The 17552-nt window shown below is 55.2% G+C and carries 17 protein-coding genes; 5 read left to right on the forward strand and 12 right to left on the reverse strand.

Annotated features, from left to right (window positions below; translation table 11 throughout):
- Positions 1-23: 23 nt before the first annotated feature.
- Together DMG62_07140 and DMG62_07145 are read right to left on the reverse strand one after the other, a co-directional pair.
- The gene (locus tag DMG62_07140) at positions 24-1655 is read right to left on the reverse strand and encodes a hypothetical protein (protein ID PYY23747.1); all 1632 of its coding nucleotides are present in this window, start codon (positions 1653-1655) and stop codon (positions 24-26) included.
- A gap of 5 nt (positions 1656-1660) precedes the next feature.
- On the reverse strand, positions 1661-3670 hold the full coding sequence (locus DMG62_07145) for a hypothetical protein (GenBank protein ID PYY23748.1): 2010 nt from the start codon (positions 3668-3670) through the stop codon (positions 1661-1663).
- A gap of 285 nt (positions 3671-3955) precedes the next feature.
- On the opposite strand from DMG62_07145, the gene DMG62_07150 reads away from it, so the two are divergent.
- Entirely contained in the window at positions 3956-4378 is a 423-nt protein-coding gene (locus tag DMG62_07150) for a DUF4440 domain-containing protein (protein PYY23749.1), read from the forward strand.
- A gap of 39 nt (positions 4379-4417) precedes the next feature.
- On the opposite strand, the gene DMG62_07155 is transcribed toward DMG62_07150, so the two are convergent.
- The 3 genes from DMG62_07155 to DMG62_07165 form a co-directional block, all read right to left on the reverse strand.
- Positions 4418-5284: a DUF1009 domain-containing protein gene (locus DMG62_07155; protein ID PYY23750.1), complete on the reverse strand. Its 867-nt coding sequence runs from the start codon at positions 5282-5284 to the stop codon at positions 4418-4420.
- A 25-nt stretch (positions 5285-5309) separates the two neighbouring features.
- Positions 5310-6647: an adenylosuccinate synthase gene (locus tag DMG62_07160; protein ID PYY23779.1), complete on the reverse strand. Its 1338-nt coding sequence runs from the start codon at positions 6645-6647 to the stop codon at positions 5310-5312.
- A 146-nt stretch (positions 6648-6793) separates the two neighbouring features.
- Positions 6794-7186 carry a hypothetical protein gene (locus DMG62_07165; protein ID PYY23751.1) on the reverse strand — a complete coding sequence of 131 codons (393 nt, stop codon included), beginning with the start codon at positions 7184-7186 and terminating at the stop codon, positions 6794-6796.
- A 296-nt stretch (positions 7187-7482) separates the two neighbouring features.
- On the opposite strand from DMG62_07165, the gene DMG62_07170 reads away from it, so the two are divergent.
- The 4 genes from DMG62_07170 to DMG62_07185 all read left to right on the forward strand — a co-directional run bounded on the left by DMG62_07170 (position 7483) and on the right by DMG62_07185 (position 12412).
- Positions 7483-8307, forward strand: a complete 825-nt coding sequence (locus DMG62_07170) for a bifunctional DNA-formamidopyrimidine glycosylase/DNA-(apurinic or apyrimidinic site) lyase (protein ID PYY23752.1) — start codon at positions 7483-7485, stop codon at positions 8305-8307.
- 188 nt (positions 8308-8495) lie between these two features.
- Positions 8496-9485, forward strand: coding sequence for an ROK family protein (locus DMG62_07175; protein PYY23753.1), 990 nt, complete (start codon positions 8496-8498; stop codon positions 9483-9485).
- Positions 9486-9759: 274 nt separating this feature from the next.
- Entirely contained in the window at positions 9760-10677 is a 918-nt protein-coding gene (locus tag DMG62_07180; GenBank protein PYY23780.1) for a CPBP family intramembrane metalloprotease domain-containing protein, read from the forward strand.
- 529 nt (positions 10678-11206) lie between these two features.
- Positions 11207-12412, forward strand: coding sequence for an ABC transporter permease (locus DMG62_07185; protein ID PYY23781.1), 1206 nt, complete (start codon positions 11207-11209; stop codon positions 12410-12412).
- 101 nt (positions 12413-12513) lie between these two features.
- On the opposite strand, the gene DMG62_07190 is transcribed toward DMG62_07185, so the two are convergent.
- From DMG62_07190 to DMG62_07220, 7 genes are all read right to left on the reverse strand, one after another.
- Complete coding sequence (locus DMG62_07190; protein PYY23754.1) at positions 12514-12807, reverse strand: hypothetical protein; 294 nt, start codon at positions 12805-12807, stop codon at positions 12514-12516.
- A complete protein-coding gene (locus DMG62_07195; GenBank protein PYY23755.1) occupies positions 12804-13643 on the reverse strand; it encodes a hypothetical protein in 840 nt (279 codons plus the stop codon). The genes DMG62_07190 and DMG62_07195 overlap by 4 nt, the downstream gene beginning before the upstream one ends.
- Positions 13644-13825: 182 nt before the next feature.
- Entirely contained in the window at positions 13826-14371 is a 546-nt protein-coding gene (locus DMG62_07200; protein PYY23782.1) for a TVP38/TMEM64 family protein, read from the reverse strand.
- Between the two features lie 160 nt (positions 14372-14531).
- Positions 14532-15008, reverse strand: a complete 477-nt coding sequence (locus DMG62_07205; GenBank protein ID PYY23756.1) for a molybdenum cofactor biosynthesis protein — start codon at positions 15006-15008, stop codon at positions 14532-14534.
- Entirely contained in the window at positions 15005-15754 is a 750-nt protein-coding gene (locus DMG62_07210; GenBank protein PYY23757.1) for a hypothetical protein, read from the reverse strand. The genes DMG62_07205 and DMG62_07210 overlap by 4 nt, the downstream gene beginning before the upstream one ends.
- Before the next feature lie 9 nt (positions 15755-15763).
- The gene (gene moaC / locus DMG62_07215; protein ID PYY23758.1) at positions 15764-16267 is read right to left on the reverse strand and encodes a cyclic pyranopterin monophosphate synthase MoaC; all 504 of its coding nucleotides are present in this window, start codon (positions 16265-16267) and stop codon (positions 15764-15766) included.
- Positions 16267-17547, reverse strand: coding sequence for a molybdopterin molybdenumtransferase MoeA (locus tag DMG62_07220; GenBank protein PYY23759.1), 1281 nt, complete (start codon positions 17545-17547; stop codon positions 16267-16269). The genes moaC and DMG62_07220 overlap by 1 nt, the downstream gene beginning before the upstream one ends.
- Between the last annotated feature and the right edge of the window lie 5 nt (positions 17548-17552).

A 17552-nucleotide genomic window follows, 5' to 3' on the forward strand; every position in this document is an offset into this window, starting at 1 on the left:
AGCATGCTGATCTCTACCAAGCGCTAGTTAGGCTGCGTGGCGGCCAATTCGTTTTCCCAATCCACACGAAAAACCGGAATGGGCTCGGACTTGCCCTTTACGGTGAGAGGGCTCAGGGCCGTGAGAACGAATCTACTCTCAGTCAGATCTGCTGCCGTGGCCTGCGAGATGATGATCTTCCCTGCCGGCGCGTTCGACATCAGACGCGCCGCCGTGTTGACCGTGTCGCCGATTACGGTATAGTCAATTCGTCGTGGCGATCCGATATTACCTGCCGTAACAATCCCGGTATTGATTCCTATTCCCACTCCGAACTCGGGCCATTGGCGCTCTGGGGCATCGCGATTCAACTCGATCACTAATCGCTGGATTGCCTGCGCAGTACGCACCGCGTTCTCTGCGTCGTTACCCTTGCTCAGTGGGGCGCCGAACAGAGCCATCACTCCGTCGCCGAGGTATTTATCGAGCGTTCCACCATGGTCGAAGATGATGTCGGTCACGTGCGTGAAGTAGTTGTTCAGGATCTCGACAACCTTCTCCGGCTCCATCCTCTCGCTGAGCGTAGTGAAGCCGCGGATGTCGGCGAACATGATGCTTACTTTCTGATTGATGCCGCCGAGCCGCACGCCTTCCGGGTTCTTCGCCACCATCTCCACGACTTCGGGCGACAGGAATCGCTCCAGGGCGGCGCGCTGAGTTACTTGCTTCGCAATCTGCTCATGCGCATAGAGAGTATCGATGGCTGCGCCTGCCTGCGCAGCTACGAGAGCAAAGACATTCCATTCGTCCTGAGTAAAGGCCTGCGGCTTCTCGAGATTGTCGACGTACAAAATGCCGAAGAGTTTTCCGCTGCCCAGCAGCGGAGCGCACATTGCAGAACGAAGACCGGCAATGCGCATGCTTTCACTACCACGAAAACGCTCATCGGTAGCGACGTCCGTGACCAGAATGGGCTTCTTCTCGGTGCGAATCCGATCCAGGATCGCCCGGCTGAGAATGATGTGCGGTTGGCTGGCGCTTCCCGTTTGTGGCCTACGATATCGAACTTCAGTCTGTCGCGTGACTTCGCCGCTGTCGTTAAACAGCATCATGAATCCGCGTTCGACTCCTTGAATGCGAAACGCAAGGTTCATGACCTGCTCAGAGATGCCGTCGAGGGAAAGCTTGGAGCTAAGAGCGATGCCGGCGTCATACAGCATCGTGAGCAGATGGTTTTCTCGCTCGAGACGTTTTATCTGGTCTGTCAGTTCTTGTGGTATTTGCCCAGAGAATTGGGATGCGAGGCCTTCGCGACGACTGCCTCCGCGCAGAACGTCGTTCAGCGTCGGAGGAATGTCGGCGCTCTTAATCAGAATTCCAGAGTCCCTCACTTCTTCAAAGCGCAGTTCGTAGGAGCCCAGGTGCGCGACGTCGTTATGATGCAGCTCTCGCTCACCGACGATCCTCTCCCCCTCGATTACCACGCCATTTGTGCTGTTACGGTCGGCGATGAATGTCTGCCCGTCCTGGCATTTGATCACCGCATGGAAGCGGCTCACGCTGTTGTCGGGCAGTACCAGGTCATTAGCCGCACCTCGCCCGATGCTGATGAGTGGCTTCGTCAGTTCGAGCATGCCGCGCTTGCCGTCAGGCGCCGAGATGATGATGCGACTCATGAAAATTACTGAGGATCCAGCTTTGTTTCCACCTTTGAGATCTTGCCGACTTCTACATGCACGGTTTGCTGGACCGGCTTGTAACCGGACTGGCGCAGTTCAATACGATAGTCTCCCGGCGCGAAGGGGGCATGCGCCGGAGTAGCGATTGCTACTGTTTTGCCGTTTACGATTATTTTCGCCCCGGGAGGCGTGGTGACGAAATCTATCATGCCTTTTCCCGCAGGGATACCCCCGCCGAACAACTTTCTAAAACGAGTCGCCACGAGGCTCGAGTTGCCCGCCTCCCGCGCGTCTGTAGGATTCAGCACGGGTGAAAACCTAAAGATCTGTGCCTTCACGACCTTCGCGGTTACCTGCGCGTTGCGATACCCATCCAGATGCACCACGATCCGATGCTGCCCCTCAGCAACCGGAATGCGTGCAGGAGTGCGCTTGTGCGCCGATTGTCCATCGATCTCGATGTCGGCTCCAGGGGGCTGGCTTGTAACCGAAACTGAAGTGATGCTTCGCGACAAATTGATGCGAAATGTCGAGCTGCTCGGGTTCAACTCGATCTTGCGGGATTCCTCGCTATAGCCGGGCTTGGTGAATACTACGTTGTGCGCTCCGAGCTTAAGGTCGGAAGCAGTAAATGGAGTAGTCCAAGCTGCGCTCGAGAGCCCATCGATTTGAACAACTGCGCCTTCTGGCTTTGAAGTGAAGCGCATCTGAATTCTGTCTGAAGCGGGATCTGAGCTCTTCTGAGATGCATGAGCAACAGCCGGCTTCAGCAGTGCCGGCTTCTTCGCGACGTCAACCATTTTGGAATTCGGCTGGGATGCAGACTGAAATTGCCTTTGCTGTTGAGTCAGCTTCTTCCAATATTTATTTGTAATCAGCGTTGCGCCAGCCACCAGAGCACTGAACACAACTACTGCGATTCCCCCAACTTTCGCTCTCTTTCCCCATAGTTGGGTAGCAGACGTTAGCGGTGCAGCGGCTGCTCCGGCGAGTTTGGTCGATTGATGCGGTACTACCGGTATGGCGCCGGACGAACTCACGAGCCGGGCTGGCTGAACTCCGGTCGCATATGAACCGGAGGAGAGAACAGATAGCGGGCCGCTTCGCAATACTCCACTCGACATGCCGACAGGCTGTGTAGCCTGCGCACGAATGTTGTCCGGTAGGACTGAAGTAATCTCTCCATCCGAGCCGATCGAGCGATAGTTCTCCATATCGTGCGCCAGCTCTGCGCCGCTCTGATAGCGTTCAGCAGGATCCTTTGAGAGGCATTTCGAAATAACAGAACTGATGCCCGGATGGACCGTTACCTCGAGTTCGCTGGCCGGAATCGGGTTCTCGTGAACAATCTTGTAAATGATCGTCGTTACGTTTTGCCCAGTGAAAGGACGCTCTCCGGTTGCCATTTCATAAAGCACAACGCCAAAACTGAAGAGATCAGCCCGCCCGTCAAGGTCCAGTCCCTTCACTTGCTCAGGTGACATGTAGTTGGGAGTGCCCAGCACCTGGCCACTATGCGTCATGCTGCCCGCGGCTTTGGAGATACCAAAATCCATGATCTTGGCCACGTTCTGGCGCGTGATCATGATGTTGGCCGGCTTGATGTCGCGGTGAATCACCTTCCGCTCGTTCGCGTAATCCAGTCCAGCAGCAACCTGTTTGGCGATTTCAACGATCTGATCGCCCGGAATGATGCGTTTCTCCGACATCAGCGACTGAAGTGTGTGACCTTCCAGGTATTCCATGGCGATGTAAAAGAGGCCATCGACTTCGTCCGCGTCATAAATCATCACGATGTTGGGATGATTCATCGCCCCCGCTGCCTTGGCTTCGTAGCGGAAGCGGCGCAGCATCTCGTCGTGATCCATGCCGTGGACGTCGAGGCGCATGGTCTTGAGCGCTACGGGTCGTCCAATGTTGGGGTCCACTGCCCGGTAGACGAGTCCCATGGCGCCACGGCCCAGTTCGCCTACAATCTCGTAACGTCCAACCTTTTCCACTGTGGGCACCATGCTACCTATCAGAAACGAGTGTTTCCCTGCTTGTGTGTTTCAGCCTTGTCTTATCGTGAATTGGCGGGTTCCAGCCGGTTTCCGGCGCAGAAGGGGGGTCCCGAGCGGAAGTTACAGCAACTTACCTTAAAGGTCAACAAAATGGGCACTGGCAGAGGTTACTAGTGAGATAGGCCAATGGTGTGTGGAAATGATTGAAAAAACGGAGTTGACCTGACATACACGGATGCCCTGAGTGCACCGATTCCAAGCAGGCTTTCGAGCCGGTTTTCTATACTCCTCACCATGATCAGGATCATCGCTGTGCTTCTTCTACTAAGCCCTTTAGCCGACACTCAAACGGCAGACGCCGGCCTGCGGCGAATTCTGGACGAACAAACCGCAGCGTGGAATCGCGGCGATTTAACAAGTTTTATGCTGGGCTACTGGCACTCTCCCGACGTGACCTTCTTCTCCGGAAACAAGATCATTCGTGGATGGCAGCCGACATTGCAACGCTATCGCGATAAATATCAAGGATCGGGAACAGAGATGGGCAAACTGAGCTTCACGGACGAGAACATTCAAATCATCGGTCAAGACGCTGCGCTCGTGACTGCGCGCTGGCACTTGGAGATGAAAGACGGCAAGAAGCTCGACGGATTAACGACGCTATTATGCAGGCGCCTGGCGGAAGGATGGCGGATTGTGCACGATCATTCGTCTTAAAAAGCGGCAATAAGCGATAGGCAATAAGCAAGACTCTCGCTAGGCGTCTGAGCTCACGATCGCGATGCCGGCCGCATCTGCAGCTTCGATAATGCGTTCGCTGTCCAAAAGCAGACAGCTCTGCGCGTCGATTGCTAAACATGTAGCTCCTGCCTCTCGCATGGTTTGAAGTGTCTTTACTCCAACCACTGGAACATCGAAGCGCAAATCCTGTTTTGGCTTTGCCACCTTCACCACAGTTAATGCGCGACTTAGGAATGAATCCGGCGAGTGTTCGTGATGCAGGCTGCGGATAATCTCGCCTGCACGCAGAATCGTCGCGTCGGTGCCCTCCATCGCCTCCACCGCAATGCACGCCGATTCGGCAATCACGACCGTTTGTCCGATATCGTATTGCGCCAAGTGGAGTGCCACGGCGCGGCCGTACGAGACGTTCTTCTGTTCATCTTCATTTGGTGCGCGTTTCGTGAGCACTCCGGCTCGCGCCAGCAAGGGCTCGAGGTAGAAGGTCGAACTTAGAAGCGTGATTCCCTCATCGCCTAATACCTTGCTAATAGCGCCAAGCAGTGCGTCGGTGTTCCGAGTGCGAATGGATAGAAGCAGTTTGGCGAGTCGCCAATCCGGACGAATGCTGGAGAATATCTGCTTGTGCTTAACCTGGCCTGCCATGATGGCGCGGCTTACGCCTTCTCGCCGGAAAGTCTCGATGAGCTTCGATAATTCGCCTAGAGAGAGCCAATGAACTCGAATGCCGGAGTCGAGTGCGGCTCGTTCGATGATCTCAGGTTGGGTTTCTTCTTTGATAGCCGCTACTACGACCTGCTCGCCTTTTGCCCGTGCGGCATCAAGTACCAAAAATGGAAAACGGCCGTTGCCGGCAATGAGACCGAGGGGTCCAGAAGACATTCGGAGTTATTTGAACACAAAGAGCTCACGCCCGCTTCGCGGACATCTCCTGCGCACGGAGTGTGGCGGCGAATTCGTCCAGTAAGATCGTCTGATCGCGGTCTGGCCCAGTGGAGATCATGCCCACACGCGCGCCGGTTTTCTCCTCCAGATACTTCATGTAGTCCTGCGCCTTCTGGGGCAGTTTGGCGAACTCCTTTGTGCCCACTGTCGAGTTCCTCCAACCTGGCATGGTTTCATAAATGCACTCAACCTTTTCGAAGCTTCCTGCCGAGGCAGGAATACGCTTATCTGAGACTTTACCGCCAAGTTTGTACCCAACGCAGACGGGAATCTCGTCAAGCGTATCGAGCACGTCCAATTTCGTTACCACCATCCAGTCGATGCCGTTGATTGACGTGGCATAGCGCAGTAGCGGCAGATCCACCCAGCCACAACGTCGCGGACGCCCCGTCACCGCTCCATACTCATTGCCGCGCGCGCGCAAGGTATCGCCCATCGAGTCTTTGATTTCAGTCGGGAACGGACCTTCTCCCACGCGTGTGCAATAGGCCTTTGTCACTCCAACTACGGAGCGGATCGCGTTCGGTGCGACCCCAGTGCCAGTAACCGCCCCTCCCGATGTGGCACTCGACGAGGTAACGAAGGGATAAGTCCCGTGGTCGATATCGAGCATAGTACCCTGCGCGCCCTCGAACATCACCGATTCGCCCGCCGCAATCGCATCATTGAGCAATAGCGCAGTGTCGGTAACAAACGGAGCCACGCGCTCGGCAGCCCGCGAATATTCATCGTAGATCTTGTCTGGATCAAGTGGTTCGGTGTTGAACAGCGCATGTGCGATCGTGTTCTTCTCTCGGCAGGCATTGTCAATATGAATTCTCAGGAGCTTGGAGTCGAGCAGATCAATCAGGCGCAACCCGCCGCGCTTCATCTTGTCCTCGTACGCAGGACCGATGCCGCGGGAGGTGGTGCCGATCTTGACGCGCCCCGGAGCGTTCTCGGCAGCGAGTTCGATCATGCGGTGATAAGGAAGAATCACGTGCGCGCGATTCGAGACGAAGAGACGGCCGGCGACATCGAGGCCCGATACCTTCAGACTGTCGACTTCCTTGAGAAAGGCAATCGGATCGAGAACCACGCCATTGCCGATCACGCTGCGGCAACCTTCACGCAGCACGCCGCACGGAATGAGTTGGAGCACGAATTTCTTACCGCCGATAATGACGGTGTGACCCGCATTGTGTCCGCCAGCATACCGGGCGACGACATTAAAGTTCTCCGAGAGCACGTCGACGATCTTGCCCTTGCCCTCATCGCCCCACTGGGCGCCCACAACAACCGCTGTATTGCCTCGTTTCAACGAAGAACTCCCGAAGATGCTTCTGAACACACACCTGCTCCTGCCTTGGGAGCGGGGTCAATTGGAATGTGAGACGCGGCCGTGAGGCGCGATGGGTGTGTGTACTCCTAATTATACTCTACAGATCGGATCGGGCGGTTCTAGAGCTACCAGGTGAATGCGTGGGAAAGCAAAGACGTGTTTCCCGCGGACGAATCGAAGCCTTTGGACTGGGCCCTCACATTCAGCAACTGATACTCCTTCACTGCGTAGCTTAGGTTCACCTGCTTGTTAGGCTGATAATCGACGACTGAGAACACAAGTAGCCCTCGCACATCGCTTTTGTTGATCAGCAAGGCATAAGTGTGCTGAGCCTGCACTTTAGCCTCGTCGACAAATCTGGAGTAGCAATCGAACGAGCGAATGCGCTCCAAATTAAAGGCACGAGAAGCAGTGACATCCTCGAGTGAAACTATTCCTAAATCGGCTATGAGGCTCACGTCGTCACCTGCTGTCGAACGTTGAAAATAATCCTCAGAGTTGCAGGCCCCATTGAACAACAAGTCGGGAGAATTTCTTTGGCTCGAATACGCCGAAAGGTAAAGAGCTGTGGATCCATAACCCTTTTGAAAATCTTGTTCCGACCGACAGCTATAGCTTGGGGAAAGAGATATGTGTCTAATAACGTTTAATTCAGGTAGAGAGTTGTTGTTCAACTGACCGTCCCGGGGCGCTGAGGAGTGCCAGGAGAGCGAACGAGAGAAGGGCTTTCATAACTTTCCTTTGACCAGCGGAAGCCAATTATAGAATTTGACCGCGACGTAATGACGATACTCGCAAGCAGTACACTGATTTCGTGCCGGAACTTCCCGAAGTCGAAACGATCGCCCAGAGCTTGAATAAACGTGTCCGAGGCGATGCAATTGAGTCCGTCTGGTTAGGAAGACATCGGGAGCCACTTAAGTCTTCTGCGCGGGAGATTTCCGCTGCGCTCACAGGAACGCGCATTGTCCAGGTGCGACGAGTTGGCAAGCACATCGTCTTCGACCTGGAAGCTCGGATTGGCCAGAATGGTACGGCCTTGCGTCAATGGATCGTTCACTTGGGAATGACCGGACGCATGCTCGTCTGTTCTCCAGAAGAAGCGACGCCCAAACACACTCATGCGATCGCTTCCCTCGCCTCAGGACGCGAGTTGCGCTTCGTCGATCCACGGCGGTTTGGGCGATTGAGCGTAGCCATGAAAGAGAGCTTTGCCGGTCCTGGCACCGAGCCCCTCACGATCAGCTGCGATGATTTTGCCAAGCTCTTCCGTCGACGAAGGACCCCGATCAAGGCTGCCCTGCTAAATCAGAAACTACTGCACGGTATTGGAAACATTTACGCCGATGAATCGCTCTTCCGCTCGGGAATTCGACCAAAGCGGCAAGCTGCAAGGCTTACTCGAGCGGAACTCGACGCCCTGCATTCTGCGATCAAAGAGGTGCTGAAAGAGGCGATCAAGCTTGGCGGATCGTCGGTTTCAGACTATGTAGATGCGGAAGGACGCGAGGGCTTTTTCCAGCTTCAACATCGCGTGTATCTGCGGACAGGCCAACCATGTCTTGTCTGCAAGACACCGATCAAACGCTTTGTGCTGGGAGGACGTGGAACGCACTATTGCCCGAAATGCCAGAGGTAATTGGATCGGGTGATCGGGTGAAGTAGGAACCGGTCCGTGCGATCATGGCTCCTGCAAACTCGGCTGGCAAGGCTGGCGCGACAGACTTTACTTCGGTTTTTCACTTCACCCGATAACCCAATCATCCGATCCCCAGATGCCCCACAGATTACAATTCAAGTCTTGCTCGCATCCAGTTCCAGACGAAAATGCCTGAACCGAATCGCTTCTCCATAGGTGTCGACCTCGGCGGCACAAACATGCGCATTGCTGCTGTCGACGAGAGTGGCAAGCAGCTCGAACTAATCACTACCAGCACGGAGGTAAAACGTGGTCGTGATTTGGTGGTTGCCGATATTTGCGACTCGATCCGCGCGCTCCGCAGGAAGTTCGACGGTCGAGGGCAATTCGCTGGCACGGGAATCGGCGTGCCGGGAATCATCGATATGCAGAGCGGCACGGTGCTGCAGTCGCCTAACTTACCCGACTGGAAAAACTATCCTGTCCGCGAGGAGATTCAGCGGCGCCTTGATAGTCAGGTGATTCTCGAAAATGACGCCAACGCGGCGGCTCTGGGCGAAAAATGGATGGGGGCAGGCCGTGACGCCGAGTCAATGTGCATGTTCACGCTTGGCACGGGCGTTGGTGCAGGCATCGTGCTTGATGGCAAGGTCTGGCACGGCATGACGGGCATGGCCGGCGAGTGCGGCCACATCACAGTCTTTCCGGATGGCGTGCCATGCGGTTGCGGGAACCGCGGATGTGTTGAGCAGTACGCCTCGGCAACGGCTGTCAAGCGAATGGCGATCGAGGCGATCGCGAGTGGGAAGGCTCCAGAGCTCGCGCGTGCTATGAGCGAGAATCCCGAGTTCAGCTCCAAGGTTGTCTTTCAATACGCATTGCAAGGCGATGCCTCCGCCAAGCAGATATTCGACATTGTCGGACGCGTGCTTGGTCTTGTCTTAGCTGACATGATCAACACACTGAATCTACCGATGTATGTACTCGGCGGAGGACTCGCCAGCGGATGGGAGGCGTTTGCGCCGGCAATGTTCGAGGAGCTGCGCAAACGATCGTACGTTTATGTCGCCACGGTGCCAAATGAGACGCTGCCTGCGCGCAAGCACACGATGATCACGAGGGCATTGCTCGGAAGCGATGCGGGACTAATTGGCGCAGCGAGATTGGCATTGATGTGAAAAGCACCGGCAATGCGATTAGCACCATTAGGCAAGGTGGTATCGGCCGCCCTCAGCCGGATTTCTGCTTACAACTGCATGACCCCGAGGTTTACCGCGCAATGGTTACAAGAATCATATCTCGCACTGCGGAAACCGAATACCGGCCGAGGCCGACCCGAAGCACGTTGCTTCATGGCTTGGGATGAGCGTCTCCGCAAGCACAACTCACAAGTCGCTTCGCCTTGCAATCGCGATATTTGTCGTCCTTATCGCTATTGGCTGGAAACTAGTCATGCTCAGCGGACTCGCGGCTCGCGTCCAGGGGCACCTTCTCTCCGCATATATCAGCTTTGCTCTGCTCGTAATGCCAATCTGGTTCTTTGGCTTTGGAATCGCGGACCGTCTACGAGTGCTTCTCAGTTCTGCATTTTCGCGCGTCTCTCTCGCGGCTTTCTTTGCCATGCCGTACGCAGTCTTTGCACTACCCGCGCGCGAGTTTCGTTGGAGAATTCAACTTGGATTCCTATTGATCTGTCTGGCAGGAGCTGCGCTGTTAGAGTGGGCACGCCGCCAGCACGGAACTGCACGCGGTGGGTGGCAGGACGTTATTGTCCTGGTGACGCTTGGACTGTCAGTGGACCTGCGGGTGTTTGAATCGGCATGGCCGTATGCCGGCATTAGCGGACTGTCGAAGCTGGTGCTGGTCGACCTGGCTCTCTACGGGTATCTCGTGATACGGCAACTTGAAGGTATTGGCTACGATCTGAGAGCGAACCTCAGCGACGTGGTAATCGGAGTGCGCGAGTTTGTTTTCCTCGCTCCGATCGCAATTGCCCTTGGATTATCTCTCCATTTCCTGCATTGGCACTGGACAATGCCGCGTCTCTGGCTTCCAGTTGCTGCGTGGGCGTTCACGTTCCTCTTTATCGCCATTCCGGAAGAGCTGTTCTTTCGGGGGCTGGTACAGAACCTTCTCGAACGCTCCTGCGGTAGGCACGCCTCGCTCGTTATCGCCTCGATACTCTTTGGGCTCTCGCATTTTAATAAGCGTCTCGGGACCGCTAGCGGCGCATTTAACTGGCGATATGTCTTGTTGGCAGCCGTCGCTGGAATTTTCTATGGGAGAGCATGGATGGCAAGGCGTCGCCTCATGGCTTCGGCGATTACCCATACGAGCATCGATGTGACCTGGGGAATTTGGCTGAGGTAAGCAGGACGAAAAGGCTTTCGGCTCCGAAGCTTCACATTCCAGCCGACCCAAAGTTGAATTTCAGTTCTTTTGTCTCTGCCAAGAAGCGAGCAAGATCTCTGTGGGTTCCCTGCTAATTCTTTGTCTGCGTTGAAAATGCCACCTAAGCGCTCTATTCTCTGAATGATAGGCGGAAATCCAGGAAGGTCCTTGTTTGTTGCCTGCCTTAGCCGAATTTACAATTTCTGGACAGAATTCGACAGCTTCGAGCTTCAATTCGGAATCTTCCCCTTTTCCTCGTTGTTTTTTTTTCCGGCGTTTGTCTTCCCCGAACCCTCCTTAGCAACGGAATCATCGAACCCAGGAGAAACTTGTCGCGTTCACCGGGTTTAGGATGGCTGGAGTAGTGTCAGCCGGGTTCCTCAGTATCCGCGAAATGTCCCCCGAAGAACTGAAACTCGAAGAGCAAAACGCCCTCGAGCACGCTCACCACAGCGCTCTAGAACGTATCCGCTCCTTCGAGCAGACCTTGGAGAGTGCCACCAAGACTATGCTCTTCAGCGAGATCGCTAAGCTCGCTGTCGATTCCTTCCGCTCCAGCAAGGTGCGATTTGCGCTAACGGCGCTCGGTATGGTCATTGGGACGGCTTCACTCATCCTTGTTGTTACTATTGGCCTTACAGGAAAGCAATACATCCTCAATCAAATTCAGGCGATTGGCGCCAACATGATCTACGCCTACTACGAGGGTGGCAGCAACTCCTCGTTTAGCACCGTACAGAAGGACGAACTTACAGAAGATGACGTTCGGGTGGTTCGCCAGGAAGTGCCAGATATCGTAGCCGCCTCGCCAATGGTGGAGCTGCACGATCGCATTTCGGTGGGGGAGGGCAAGCAGCGGGATCTGCTGGTACTTGGAGTGTCCTCCGAGTACGAGATCGTGCGCAATCTGTTGATCCCTTCCGGCCGCTTCTTCGACGAAGAAGAATCGATGACGCGCACCAAAGTAGCGGCGATCACAGTTCAGCTCGCACGGCGGCTGTATGGCAACGAAGACGCGGCGGTGGGCCAGGTTATCAAGATCAGCAATCTTCCGTTCACGATTATCGGCACTTTTAAGGAGCGAGTAGAGACCTTCGGGCAATCGGAAATTGCGGAAGACACAATTCTGATTCCCTATACTGTGGCCAAATATTTCACAGGCACTGCCGCTGTGAAGCAGATCTTCTTCTCAATGGGTGATGCCACCGAGGTCCCTAAGGCCACGGAGGAGATTCACAAAGTTCTCCAATCAAGGCATCGCGCCCAGTCCGTGTATCACGTCGAGAATCTCACTCAGTTGCTGGCAGTTGCGGCGCAAACTGCCAATGCCCTGACTGTAGTTCTGCTGCTGATTGCCACGGTCACCCTTGTGGTTAGTGGCGTCGGCATCATGAACATCATGCTCGCAAACGTGCGCTCGAGAATACGAGAGATCGGAATTCGCAAGGCGGTTGGCGCTACGCGTCAGGAGATCCGGCTGCAGTTCCTGACCGAAGCCGTATTCATTTCGCTTACCGGCGGCATGCTTGGGACGGTGATCGGACTATCCGTCCCATTTTCCGTCCGATTCTTCACCGAATACCGCATTCCCGTTTCGGGGCTTTCGGCGATAATCGCCATTCTCGTAGCCTCGGGCGTCGGCATCATCTTCGGAACTGTTCCCGCAACCAGAGCTGCCCAACTCGACACAGTTGAGGCGCTTCGTTACGAGTAACCATAGTCGAGGCTCTGCTGATTGCTCTTGGTACCCTCTCAGGCTGCAAAAAGAACGTGAGGGATGAGCTTCGCTAGAGGATCATCCCTTAAGTTTGGGGACTATCGCATATTTCGAATCGGGCTTATCTTTTCGCGTGCTTGTCGCCCAATCTGACCTGTACGGCGTCGGAGCCGGGCAGTCTGCTCGCCTAAGCCCTGAACCGCGTCGTCAAATTTATCGCGGATAGCCTTTCGCAACTCTGGGCCCGATTTAGGAGCGAGAAACAAGGAAAGCAAAGCTCCTATGCCTGCGCCGATCACGAGATACACGATCGCGTTTCTGGCGCCCTCCACCATGGAACATTGCGCGGCGGTGTATTCACCGTATTTCTTATAGTCGTTCATAGCTCTCATGCAAGCTTGCGAGTGCGCCTCTTTCGGCCGGTCTGGGCGTCGTCGCGAATCGCCACTACGCGATTGTTGCGTTTCAGTTCATCGCGAGCTTGCTGATTCGAGATTCCCTGGCCCTGCTTCTTCTGTCCAAGCACGCCCAAATCCTGCTTGGGACGCCCTTCAGAAATTGGACGCAATTTACTCTTCCCGGCAGTTGCTCCCTTCTTCTCCTGCGACGCTTGATGGTGACGGTTGTTATGGCGCTCACGCGTCTGCGACATTGCCAGGTCTTTCTCCTCGGAAAACTCCAGATCCATGTCTTCGTCATCGTTGAAGTTTGCTGTTGCAGCATGTGGAGCACGTGAGCCGCCCTCGTGCGCAGAAGCGGATAGTCGATCTGCTGCTTCCCGTCTCATAGGCTGCGAAATTGCCTCACCCTTAACCCCTTGAGAAATCTCACGCAGAGCTGCGCCTGAAGTTTCCGGCTGGGAGGCTTTTACCGCCAGGTCTCCGATTGAAATCATGCCGACGAGCTCTCCGTCTTCGCACACCGGCAGGCGACGGATCTGCTTATCGGCCATTAGCCGTGCTGCCTCCTCCACATCCACATCCGGCTCGATGGTTTCCAGCTCGTGACTGAGCACCTCCTCGACGCTCGTATCGGAGGGATCCTTGCCCTCGGCTACACAGCGCACTACGATGTCCCGATCTGTGATGATGCCGACCAGGTCATCGTCTTCATCCACCACGGGTATCGCCCCGACGTTTTCAACCTTCATGATGGAGGCTGCTTCTTCCAACGTGCTGTTCATCTGAACGGTTTCCACTTCCGTCGTCATGACCTCAGAGACCTTCATTCAGTAACTCCTCTCGGTTCTGTGTAAGCGCGGATGCCGCGCGGACGTGAACAAACGTATATTGGTGAGTCAAGAATAGTTAGAAAACGTCGGCGATGGATTCAGTTGTATTTGTCCGAATCGAAAAGCGGAGCAGCAGACGCGAGCAGCGGAGGTGAATCACTGATTGTGACGATGCAGATTTAGAGAGCCTGTGTCGGGCCTTCGCGCTGCGCTGCTCGTGGTCGTCGGAACTTAAACTCATACACAAACAAGCAGATCAGGAATACGAAGCCCAAGATCACCCAGATCAAATGCCGCGCCATAATTGCAGTCATGAGGCTCACGATTCCCGGCCCGAACCTTACTACCAAGAAACCAAGGATGAGAAAGCGAACTACTCGCCCGCTGAAAATGGCGGACATGAACAAGAGCGGTCGCATTTCGAAAACGCCGGCTGCCAGCAAAAACAGCTTGAATGGAGTGGGAGGTGGCAGCATCGCCGGCACCATCATGGCGAAGAACTCCTGATTCTCGAACCGATCTCGTAAGCGCTCGAACCGCTGTCGATCGACGTGTTTTAAGAGCAGCAGTTCGCCTCCAGCGCGGCCAATCCCGTACGGGATCAAGCTTCCCAATACCGACCCAATTGCGGCCATGAAGACGTACAGCCAAATGCTTGGAGGGTGAGCATAAACATACCCGGCAACGACAGGATCCAGCGGGATCCCTATAGCCGCCGAGTCCATGAAGGCAACTGCGAGAATGCCCCAGGGCCCAAGTGGCTCAAGGATTGACCACACGAAATGCGTGTAACGGGCAAGGAGGTGTTTGATGGTTTTCAAATGGGAGGAAATCTCATTGTAACTTGAAAGCTCGGCTTAGTTAGCGGTGCGATGGTACTCGCACTTAGTGTGCTGTCTTTCCTGCCAGCAGATCGAGGGCGTGAGGTATCACTGGTAGTACCACTTTCAGAGACTGCTCTGCTCCCGCTGGATTTCCAGGGAGGTTCAGCACTAGTGATACGCCGATAGTTCCACAGACTCCGCGCGAGAGCACTGCGAATGGAGTCTGCTTCAGCCCCTCTGCGCGCATTAGTTCTCCCACGCCGTCGAGTAGACGATCACAAACTTTACGAGTGGCTTCCGGAGTCACGTCCCGTGGGGAAACTCCTGTGCCTCCTGTAGTGAGTACGAATCGGGCCTGACTTGCCGCAATGCGCAGTGCTGCTGCGATTTGCTGCGCTTCGTCGGGCAGGGTTTTCGTTATCGAGATTTCAAACCCAGCATCCTTCAGGCATTGTTGGAGACGGGGTCCGGAAAGATCTTCGCGTTCCCCGCGGAATGAAGAGTCGCTGATGGTGAGAACGGCGGCAGTGAGCTTCACGCGTCGAGCACGTTCTCTTCAGCATCGCGGCTGGCCTCGTCTAGCAGGCGCAACCCTTCCATCAGGAGTGCCTGAGTTGAGCGTGTGGTGGTCTGCTCCGAACTGCTGGCGCTGAAATCAATTTCGAAGAGACCTTCGGTCCAAGTGAGTACCTTGAAAACAGCTTCGTCACCCTGCAACCCACCATAACGCGCATGATTGATCTGCCCATCGTTGAAATAGAGATCACAGCGCTGGCTCGCGTTGGTGAGTGTAAGTCGGCAGGTCTTGTGTCCAAGCTCCAGTGATTGAAAGAGATCCATCGTGTTCATCTGCTGTAGATTGCCGCGTACTACTGATTCCCCCGGAGCTTCCCGAGCCATCTTCTCGAGAGAGATCTTGTCCACGACGCGCTTGATACGTCGGGTGATCTCCTTTGTGAAGAATGGCTTTTCAATTAGATCTTCGACTTGATCGTGCATAGAACGAAGCTGTTCAGTGATCTCATTCTTTGTCGCAATCAAGATCGCCGGAAGCTTCGATGTCTGCCTTCGACCATGAATTTTTTCGATCAGCTGTTTGCCATTCAACTCTGGCATGGAATAGTCGGAAATGAGCAGATCGGGAGGCGATTCCACAACGTGCATCAGAGCCTCCGCCGCATTTCGGAATGTCTGCACGGTAGCGAAGGTCGAGATTGCCCGTCGCAGCAGCGCCAGGATCATCGGATTATCGTCTACCAGCAGGACACGAATGTTGGCTGCCATAGTTGGCTGCTATCCGCTCTCCGGCCGTCGCGAATCAGAGTTTCTCTGCTTTCGAGTGAACGTGCCGCTCTTGCCTCCGGACTTCTTTTCCAGCCGAATGTGCTCTATCACGATGCCTTTGTCCAGCGCCTTGCACATATCGTAGACCGTCAGGGCGGCAACGCTGGCTGCTACCAGCGCCTCCATCTCGACTCCCGTCTTTGCGGTGGTAGTTACTTTCGAGGCAATAGCGACGCCATTCTCGCATATGCGAGTGGTCACATCAATGAACGTAAGTGGAAGCTGGTGACACATTGGTATCAGGTCCGAAGTGCGCTTCGCTGCGGCAATACCAGCAAACCGTGCGACTTCGAGCGGATCGCCCTTAGGATTCGCAGGCAGTGAGGCGATCACATTTTTCGACATCGTTACCAACGCGGAAGCTTCAGCTTCACGCTTCGTGGGCAGTTTTTCGGAGACGTCGACCATTCTCGCACGTCCGCGGCGATCGTAGTGGGACAGCGTGCGGGGCATCAGTTATGAAGAGGTAATACTGTCATCCACTCTCCTGGCGCGAAATGCTCACTATCCGGAGGAATGACGAGCAAACAATCGGCTCGCGCGAAGGCTGCAAGATCGCCCGATCCCTGCCACTTTACAGGCTCTACGGTGGCATCATCCCAGTTTCCCGAAACCTTTGCAGGCAGGAACCGCGTGAGACCCGTTTTCGTGCGGAGCTCTTTTCCCAAGCGCGCTTTTGTTCCTCTCAACGGGTCGTGCGCTGTATCGCCTGAGAGTGCTCGCACCAGAATACTTGCGAACAGTTCAAAAGTGACCATTGTCGAGATGGGATTCCCAGGCAATCCGAAGAAGTACGTCCAGTGCTCCGACGGATGACGACAACGAGCCCGTCCAAATACAAGCGGCTTCCCTGGCTGGATCTGCACGCCAGTGAACAGAAACTCGGCAGAAAAATCCGAGAGCACGTCCTCTACGACGTCGTACTCACCGGATGATACGCCGCCGCTGAGTAGCAACAAGTCGCTTTCGAGTCCCTGCGAAATCAGCTCGCGCAGTCGTGTAGGCTCATCCGGGGCTATGGGAAGCTGAACCGGCTCTCCACCCGCGGCAATCACTTGCGCTGCGAGAGAAAAGCTGTTGGAGTTACGAATCTGGTTATCGGCTGGTGCGGATTCGATAGGAACAACCTCGTCGCCAGTACTGAGGATCGCGACATGAGGACGAGAGTAAACGCTGAACTTCGATCTACCCGCCGCTGCCGCCAGTGCGATCTCGGGATGCGCAATGCGAGTTCCCGGGCTCAGCAAGACACTTCCTGCACGAGCTTCGGAGCCACGCGGCACAATGTTCTCTCCGCTTGTGACCGATTTCAGCAGCCGAACCGCGTCCCGATTGCTTTGCGCGTGCTCCACCATGATTACAGCATCGGCTCCACGAGGAACAGGAGCGCCGGTCATGATGGAAACGGCTTGACCGCGCTGAAGGCACGCGAAATTAGTAGGTAGTTCGCCACCCGCGCGAATCTGTCCGACGATTCTTAGCTCGGCGGGAATTGATCGGGTATCTTCCGCTAGTACGGCATATCCGTCGCGAGTCGCGCGGGGAAAAGGCGGGAAATCCCGGTCGGCTATTATCTCCTCTGCCAGCGTGCGGCCCAACGAATTGAGGATCGGCACCTGTTCGCTTTGGCGCGGCAATTGATACAGCGACTCTGCCTGACCAGATACGCACTCACGCGCCTCGTCAAAGCTTAGGATGCGCTCGACCCGGATTTGAGCTTTGCTTGTGGCCATGAATT

Source organism: Acidobacteriota bacterium, from assembly GCA_003225175.1.
GTDB lineage: Bacteria > Acidobacteriota > Terriglobia > Terriglobales > Acidobacteriaceae > Gp1-AA112.

Bases quoted from the DNA above. Each gene is read 5' to 3' on its own strand.
- DMG62_07140 (PYY23747.1), bottom strand. From the start codon at position 1,655: ATGAGTCGCATCATCATCTCGGCGCCTGACGGCAAGCGCGGCATGCTC.
- DMG62_07145 (PYY23748.1), bottom strand. From the start codon at position 3,670: ATGGTGCCCACAGTGGAAAAGGTTGGACGTTACGAGATTGTAGGCGAA.
- DMG62_07150 (PYY23749.1), top strand. From the start codon at position 3,956: ATGATCAGGATCATCGCTGTGCTTCTTCTACTAAGCCCTTTAGCCGAC.
- DMG62_07155 (PYY23750.1), bottom strand. From the start codon at position 5,284: ATGTCTTCTGGACCCCTCGGTCTCATTGCCGGCAACGGCCGTTTTCCA.
- DMG62_07175 (PYY23753.1), top strand. From the start codon at position 8,496: ATGCCTGAACCGAATCGCTTCTCCATAGGTGTCGACCTCGGCGGCACA.
- DMG62_07180 (PYY23780.1), top strand. From the start codon at position 9,760: ATGCTCAGCGGACTCGCGGCTCGCGTCCAGGGGCACCTTCTCTCCGCA.
- DMG62_07185 (PYY23781.1), top strand. From the start codon at position 11,207: ATGCTCTTCAGCGAGATCGCTAAGCTCGCTGTCGATTCCTTCCGCTCC.
- DMG62_07190 (PYY23754.1), bottom strand. From the start codon at position 12,807: ATGAGAGCTATGAACGACTATAAGAAATACGGTGAATACACCGCCGCG.
- DMG62_07195 (PYY23755.1), bottom strand. From the start codon at position 13,643: ATGAAGGTCTCTGAGGTCATGACGACGGAAGTGGAAACCGTTCAGATG.
- DMG62_07200 (PYY23782.1), bottom strand. From the start codon at position 14,371: ATGGACTCGGCGGCTATAGGGATCCCGCTGGATCCTGTCGTTGCCGGG.
- DMG62_07210 (PYY23757.1), bottom strand. From the start codon at position 15,754: ATGGCAGCCAACATTCGTGTCCTGCTGGTAGACGATAATCCGATGATC.
- moaC (PYY23758.1), bottom strand. From the start codon at position 16,267: ATGCCCCGCACGCTGTCCCACTACGATCGCCGCGGACGTGCGAGAATG.
- DMG62_07220 (PYY23759.1), bottom strand. From the start codon at position 17,547: ATGGCCACAAGCAAAGCTCAAATCCGGGTCGAGCGCATCCTAAGCTTT.